This window comes from Parageobacillus thermantarcticus (assembly GCF_900111865.1).
Lineage (GTDB): Bacteria > Bacillota > Bacilli > Bacillales > Anoxybacillaceae > Parageobacillus > Parageobacillus thermantarcticus.
This window is the reverse complement of the sequence record NZ_FOJS01000079.1, coordinates 1-6,259: the sequence shown is the minus strand read 5'-3', so window position 1 is coordinate 6,259 and position 6,259 is coordinate 1. Positions and strand designations below refer to the sequence as shown.

At 36.8% G+C, this 6,259-nt stretch carries 5 protein-coding genes and 5 pseudogenes; 6 read left to right on the top strand and 4 right to left on the bottom strand.

The window, feature by feature from the left end:
* Positions 1-121: pseudogene (locus BM278_RS18515) on the bottom strand (IS982 family transposase); the annotation flags it as partial.
* Between the two features lie 1,075 nt (positions 122-1,196).
* On the opposite strand from BM278_RS18515, the pseudogene BM278_RS19780 reads away from it, so the two are divergent.
* From BM278_RS19780 to BM278_RS17650, 3 genes and pseudogenes are all read left to right on the top strand, one after another.
* Positions 1,197-1,372, top strand: a pseudogene (locus BM278_RS19780) (IS1595 family transposase); the annotation flags it as partial.
* Positions 1,373-1,794: 422 nt separating this feature from the next.
* Positions 1,795-1,950, top strand: a pseudogene (locus BM278_RS18510) (IS1595 family transposase); the annotation flags it as partial.
* Positions 1,951-2,579: 629 nt separating this feature from the next.
* Positions 2,580-2,774 (top strand): hypothetical protein, encoded by a 195-nt coding sequence (locus BM278_RS17650; RefSeq protein WP_090952362.1) that lies wholly within the window; start codon positions 2,580-2,582, stop codon positions 2,772-2,774.
* 41 nt (positions 2,775-2,815) lie between these two features.
* Here BM278_RS17650 and BM278_RS17645 read toward each other — a convergent pair whose 3' ends face one another.
* Together BM278_RS17645 and BM278_RS17640 are read right to left on the bottom strand one after the other, a co-directional pair.
* Positions 2,816-3,619: a hypothetical protein gene (locus tag BM278_RS17645; RefSeq protein ID WP_090952361.1), complete on the bottom strand. Its 804-nt coding sequence runs from the start codon at positions 3,617-3,619 to the stop codon at positions 2,816-2,818.
* 501 nt (positions 3,620-4,120) lie between these two features.
* The gene (locus BM278_RS17640; RefSeq protein WP_090952360.1) at positions 4,121-4,318 is read right to left on the bottom strand and encodes a hypothetical protein; all 198 of its coding nucleotides are present in this window, start codon (positions 4,316-4,318) and stop codon (positions 4,121-4,123) included.
* A 164-nt stretch (positions 4,319-4,482) separates the two neighbouring features.
* Here BM278_RS17640 and BM278_RS17635 point away from each other — a divergent pair, with 164 nt between their 5' ends.
* From BM278_RS17635 to BM278_RS17625, 3 genes and pseudogenes are all read left to right on the top strand, one after another.
* Complete coding sequence (locus BM278_RS17635) at positions 4,483-4,662, top strand: hypothetical protein (RefSeq protein WP_090952359.1); 180 nt, start codon at positions 4,483-4,485, stop codon at positions 4,660-4,662.
* A 146-nt stretch (positions 4,663-4,808) separates the two neighbouring features.
* Entirely contained in the window at positions 4,809-5,366 is a 558-nt protein-coding gene (locus BM278_RS17630; protein ID WP_090952357.1) for a DUF6431 domain-containing protein, read from the top strand.
* Between the two features lie 140 nt (positions 5,367-5,506).
* Positions 5,507-5,923 (top strand): annotated as a pseudogene (locus BM278_RS17625) (helix-turn-helix domain-containing protein); the annotation flags it as partial.
* A 149-nt stretch (positions 5,924-6,072) separates the two neighbouring features.
* Here the strand turns inward: BM278_RS17625 and BM278_RS17620 are convergent.
* Positions 6,073-6,259: pseudogene (locus BM278_RS17620) on the bottom strand (UPF0236 family protein); the annotation flags it as partial.

Genomic DNA, 6,259 nt, shown 5'->3' with positions numbered 1-6,259 from the left:
GGTTGCGGCGCTGCAGGTACATCTGAATCGATGACAGCTGGACAGAGACAAAAAAGAAAATGGCGGTATATTGCTTTTGAATCTTGGTTCGATCTGTAGTAAAATGAAAGTGCTCTTGCATGGGGATTCTCCTTTTCAATGTTTGGTTGCACTTTCATTTTAAGGAGATCCTCATGCAAGGGCTATTTTTATGCTTGTTTGAGTTTATCTAGCACCACGGGTATTTTTTATATTTGGATGTGAGACCTAGGTGAGATAACGCATTTTCCCACGTTCCAAAATAGCGAAGAATGGTGTTTTCTCCTGGCAGCCATACTACACGTCTATGTAAGTCAAGAGAAATCTGTTCTTCTCCGTAAAAGTTCACAAGTTGTTAAATCGATGATAAAATTTCCTCCTCCATATATTTTTTCTTTATTGTAGGTAATCCAACGCTTTCTAATGCTTTGTTCCATGTTCTAAACCGATTGAAAATCACGGAAACAGAAGGGTGGTTTCCTGATTGTTCATATGATTATAACTATAATCTAATATAATTTCCATTTTCTTTATAATTAAAATCGATGGAGCGCATTCGACTTCGACATTTCTTCATCAGTATAAGGATGGTTGCGTACTTCAATTGGTTGTATCCAGCTTTTTTTTAGTGCTTCACTTCAAGATTTCAAAACGATTTTCAATGTTATGACAGATGTTTTTTCTTAGTTGCTTGTATTGCTCTTTAGAGGGATACTTCCAATAATGCAAGGATTTTTAGGTTATCTGAAAATTTTAGTCGAGTGTCAGGTACGAGATACCCTCATAAATGGTTAAAATGCTTTGAAATGATGGTTGAAGGTTATATATTTCCAAAAATAGCCGAAGCACTTGATATTCACATTTCAACTGCATTTTATTGGCGATACAAAATTTTATATGCTATCCGTTCTCTTGGCCATCAGAATTCTAAAAGGAATTGTGGAAAGCAATGAGACGTACTTTTTAGAGAATGAAAAAGGCAAAAAATTTATCACTCACAGAAAGGCTCGTAAACGTAGCGGTGTAGCCAAAAAACGTGGCATTTCCAAAGAGCAAATTTGTGTGGTGATCGTTCACGATAGGAATGGTCAAATCCTATCCCAAACGGTAGGAAAAGATCGTATTACGTCTATGGAAATTGATAAGGTGTTAGGAAACATATTGACACCTCTGCTTTGTTATGCAAAGATACAGCAGCCAACTATAAAAAATTCACTGCGGTGAAGGGATTACAACACAAAGCCATTAATGTTCGCAAAGGTGTCTATACAAAAAAGGAATTTACCATATTCAGCACGTCAACGAGTATCATACTCATTTGAAAAAGTGGATGGATAGGTTTCAAGGTGTGGCTGTTTATTGCAAAATTAAAGTGGTTCTTACGCTTTTTTGGTGACAGCTCAAAAAATGTGAGAAATCGGCTAAACCACTCATTGCGTTTCTAGCGATTTGCCTTTGGATGGTCATGAAGAAGCGAATAATTATCCCATTATCTTAATTATCATTCGCTATTTCACCGAATATGCGTAAGAACCATTAAAGTGCAGAGATGTGCAAAATTTTTATGCAAATGGTTATGCAGAGGGGCTTTACATGGAGGGGCAGTCATGATAACCTGTTTGGGTTTGCCAAATCTGTTACAGCTGGCCGCTTGGCAAAAGAATCATGCAGAGGCTCCATGTCAAGCCCTCAATAGCGAGAATTCAGATTGAATTTTACAATATAAACGAATTTATATACTGCAATACTCTGCACTTTTTCCTTGCAAAAAACAGTGTGGCAACGAAATACCTTGATAACTACTTATTCTGGCATCGTTTTCTTGAATTGAATAAGAAGATACCCAAAAAAGAACAAGCGAAAGAAATGTTCCTTGCCTCTTACCAACAAGTAAATTTTACAACTGTTGAAACAATTAGAAGGAGTGCATAAATCAATCCCCTTCTAAGGCATTGATCTTGTAATTGCTTCAATAACTAACGTAAGAACACCTAAAACGATGGTCATTAAAGTTGAACTAAATAATACTTTTCTACTGACAACAGTAAATTTTTGGTTTCTAATGAACTTTCGATAAGCAAAATAGACAAGAATACCCAATATAATTGAGGCAATCCAACTTATTAAGCCTACTTGTGTAACCAATTTTCGCCAATCGAAAACCCAAAAGTATAGAATGGCGAAATGAATGACTACTAAGGGTATCGTTATGATTACCAATATTAACCTTAAAATAATCATCACTCCCAGATTTATTATGCCATTATTTTTGAAAAAATTTGGTAAACATTATTAAGTTATTAGCAACAATATTTTAGAAAAGAGCCTTAATTTTTTCTGATAAACCTCTCTGTCCAAAATTTAATATTTTTGTTGATCAAAATTATTTTTAATGTTAGAATAAATTCAAAATTATTTTTGTAATTATTGGTTTTATTTCCTTAATCTGTTCTTGTGATACTAAGCTTTTTTATAATCGCAATCTACTCATATACGACTTACAACACAAACATTTTTAAGTGCGTTTTTTGATTATAGATCAAAAATAAGAAGGTGAAACAATGAATATCGGATTAGCCATTTTATTAATTATAATTATCATTCTCTTATCAATGTTTTTAATTCCTTTAAAAAAAATTAAACCTAATTTATTCAAAATGGGGCTAACTTTTATTGGTATTTTAATCATTGTTGTATTTTTACTTGTAACAGGAATATATGATCCTTATGCAGATCACATACCAAGCAAAAAATAAAGGGGATGAATGCTTTTCGGCAAGCCCCTTTATTTTTTATATTAGTAATGCCATTTAGTTCCTTCGAAATTATCGTGCCAGTGGAATTTTGTAGGATGTCCCATAGCTGGTGAACAATTTCTCGTACCGTCACAATATTCTGTGCTGTCCCATTTATCTAAAGCGCATTGAGGTGTACGCATCCAAACCGCAAATACCCAATAGCAATCGCTTCCTTTGAAGTGGGTCCAGTCATGCACATGTCTGCCATCTGAATCTACGCCATTATAATCATTACAAGGAATATGAGGGGATTTATGGCTCAGAATAGTTATCGTCCCCGTGTTATCCATACTATTATCGTTATGATTGTCGTTTTCATCTATAGCAGGATGCATTTCATCCAAAAAATTTTTAAGAGGAATGAGAGCCTTAAATTGATATGTTTTTTTATTACCGACTTTCACTTTATCAGTATAAATGGTTTTCTCTCCGTATAAAACGTTAATTTCGTATTTACCTAGATCTAATTGTGGTGATTCGAATAAACCATTTACATCAGGATGTAATGTTGATACTGTATTTCCATTGGAATCATTTATATTTATCGTTAATCCTTGTGGGTTTAATGCTATTCCTTCTTTTTTATATTTACCAATAAAATGTACTCCATCTTGTTTCATATTGTCGATTAAGTCTTTTGGTGCATCATCCAAAGAAATTCCAAATGTAACTTGTCCATTAAGAGTTAAGTCTTTTTCTTTAGCATAAGTAAATGATTTAACAGATATTGTAATAAGAGAGAAAAACAAAAATACAGCCACAAATAATACACTTAAATTTTTTGTTCTTTTTGACAGAATCATAACATTCCCCTCCTAATCTTTTATATTCTGTTTTTTTGAGTATATTAAACCATTATTAGGTTTAAATGTAAATTGATAATATTAAATATTAGAAGCTTTTAATTAATTTCTAATAATTTTTTAATAATATTTAATTTTAAAAGGTGAATTGTATCACCAAAAGAATGGGGGATTAATTTATGAAAAATACATAGAAGGAAGAGTTCAAGATAGTTGGAGAAATATGAGTACGATATAAAGTAAAAACACAATTTGTTTAATCTTGATTCTCTTTATTGAAAAATATCCAATAAGCCGTTTATGAAAGGGAAAAAACAAGAGCTTGAAATCTTGATGATGTATTTTTGGCACCATGAAATCGAAGGTGATTAAGGAAATTATTGGGAGGAGTATTTAAGTAAGGCATTATCTCTTTAGCATAAAGTATAAAGTTTCATAGGGGTTTTTAATAGGTGTTCAGTAGGAAGAAAGTGTTGTATGTGGGAAAGAGATTTTTCTCACTTATTGAAGACCCAATGCTTGTAAATATTGACTTAAACTTTCTTCTACACATTTTGTTGTAATTAACGCCACAAAAGGTTCCAAATTTTCTTCTACGCTCGCTTTCTCCAATGTTTCATAATAATTTAATTGTTCCTGCATGTAGGATACTATCAGAGATCTGAATCTTGTAGTTTCGTTATTGTCCAGCGTTTTCATCGTTAATTCCTTTTAATGTTAAATAATGGAGTTGTTTGATTACGGACTCAGTTAAAAGGTTCTTTTTTGGGCTGCCAGTTCCTCGACAAAATCAATTGCTTCGCATGAAAAAGGAAACAATGAGTGCATATCGAAAATATTATACGCATAGGAGGTGCAAAAGCATGTTGGAGTTAATCCCTAAAAGAGAAGGAAAGAAAATAACATTAGGAAATATGGAAGAGCTTCCAGAGAAAATAGAGTTAGTTGATGGGTATTTTTCATTTACGAAAAATGAGAAAAAAACTTTATTGTTAGCGATTCTTACAAACACGGAGCTGGAGTTTCTAATTAATGTACTGTAAATTATCACTTTATTTCGGAACAAAAGAGCCATTTTTTTGCACATTCCTTCAGAAAGCCCTCTCCCCTTTTCTGAAAGAATGTGCTAAATTTTTTGTGAATTATTTCGGAAGAGAAAATCCATCGGTTCAGAGGAGGGGAGGAGGACGTGATTCAATTTCATGACTTTGGCATTGACGTCCAAACGTATGCAGAGCGTGGAAAAGAAAACGACTTCCCTCTTCTGACACAGTGTCCGCATTGCCGGGCCAAACGCCCGTTGCACCGCCACGGTTACTATGAGCGAAACGCATTGACCCCACATGGTGATTATCGCATTTGGATTGTCCGGTATTGCTGTCGGGAATGCTTGAAGACGGTGAGTGTGCTGCCTTCCTTTCTCCTCCCGTATTTTCAGTATACGTTGTCCGCCGTATGGCAAGTTGTGAAAGAGCAGTTGGGATTGACCGAGGGGACGAACCAGGCTCCGTTCCTCCCGACAAAGGACGGCATCATCTTTTATGTCCGACGGTTCTACCGAAACCTATCAAACCTTCATAGCTTTTTTGCGAGGCGGTGGAGGATCATAGGCCCTATCGTGAAAAAAGAAAAGGAACGGGCTTCTTGGTGGATCCGGACGTTGGAGGAACACGGTCTCTATTCGGTCATCAGAGAGGTGTGGGAGGACGGATTCCGACACCCTTTTGCGAATCAAATGGGATCCTGATTTTACATATATATCCTAAATTGGAAATGATTGAGGTTCCCACAAACCTTTCCTATCGACGGAGAAAAAGCAATTCGGTACGATAAGGGCAGGAGGATCGGAACGGTCCTGATTCCAAGTGAGACCAGGAGGAGATTCGAATGGATGAGTCGATGAGACACGACATTGCCCTGTTTCGGTACGGGCTAATCGCTCCGTTGGTGAATGGGCAGGTGGAACCGAAGACGTATCTGAAAGAGGTGAGCGAGCGAGTGCACCATGTTCCCCACCAGGGCGACAAGCGAATCGCAGCCAAGACGATCCTCGATTGGTGCACCCGATACAAAAAAGGGGGCTTTGACGCCTTAAAGCCGAAGCGCCGTTCGGACCGCGGCCACTCAAGGCGTCTGTCGCCCGATGATGAGGATCATATTTTAGCCCTAAGAAAAGAACATCCCACCATGCCCGTGACGGTGTTCTACGAACACCTAATCGAGCAGGGGGAAATCCCAGAAAACCATACCTCTTACTTTACTATATACCGATTATTGAAAAAACACAACCTTGTCGGGAAAGAAGGAGTCAGTCAAGATTTTGTGGGAACTTTTTTGGTTCGCTAAAAAACAGGTGTAAGTCATAGGTTGGCGAACCATTTTTTTGAATTTCATCCGTAAGCGCTTTCGAACTCTCATCCCTTGTCATGACAGACGGATATGTATACCTTTTTTTACCATCCCTTGAGTTCAGACAGGGCATGATAGATCGGTGTCCCGGACGATTGCTGTAAATATGGCACGTTATTCCGCGTTACCTCCGGAAGAAGACGGCGGACATGTTGTTTCGCCTTGTTCACGATCGTCTGTTTGGTGGATGCCGTTTCCTCCGCTGGATGCGACGATTCTTCTCCGAAACGA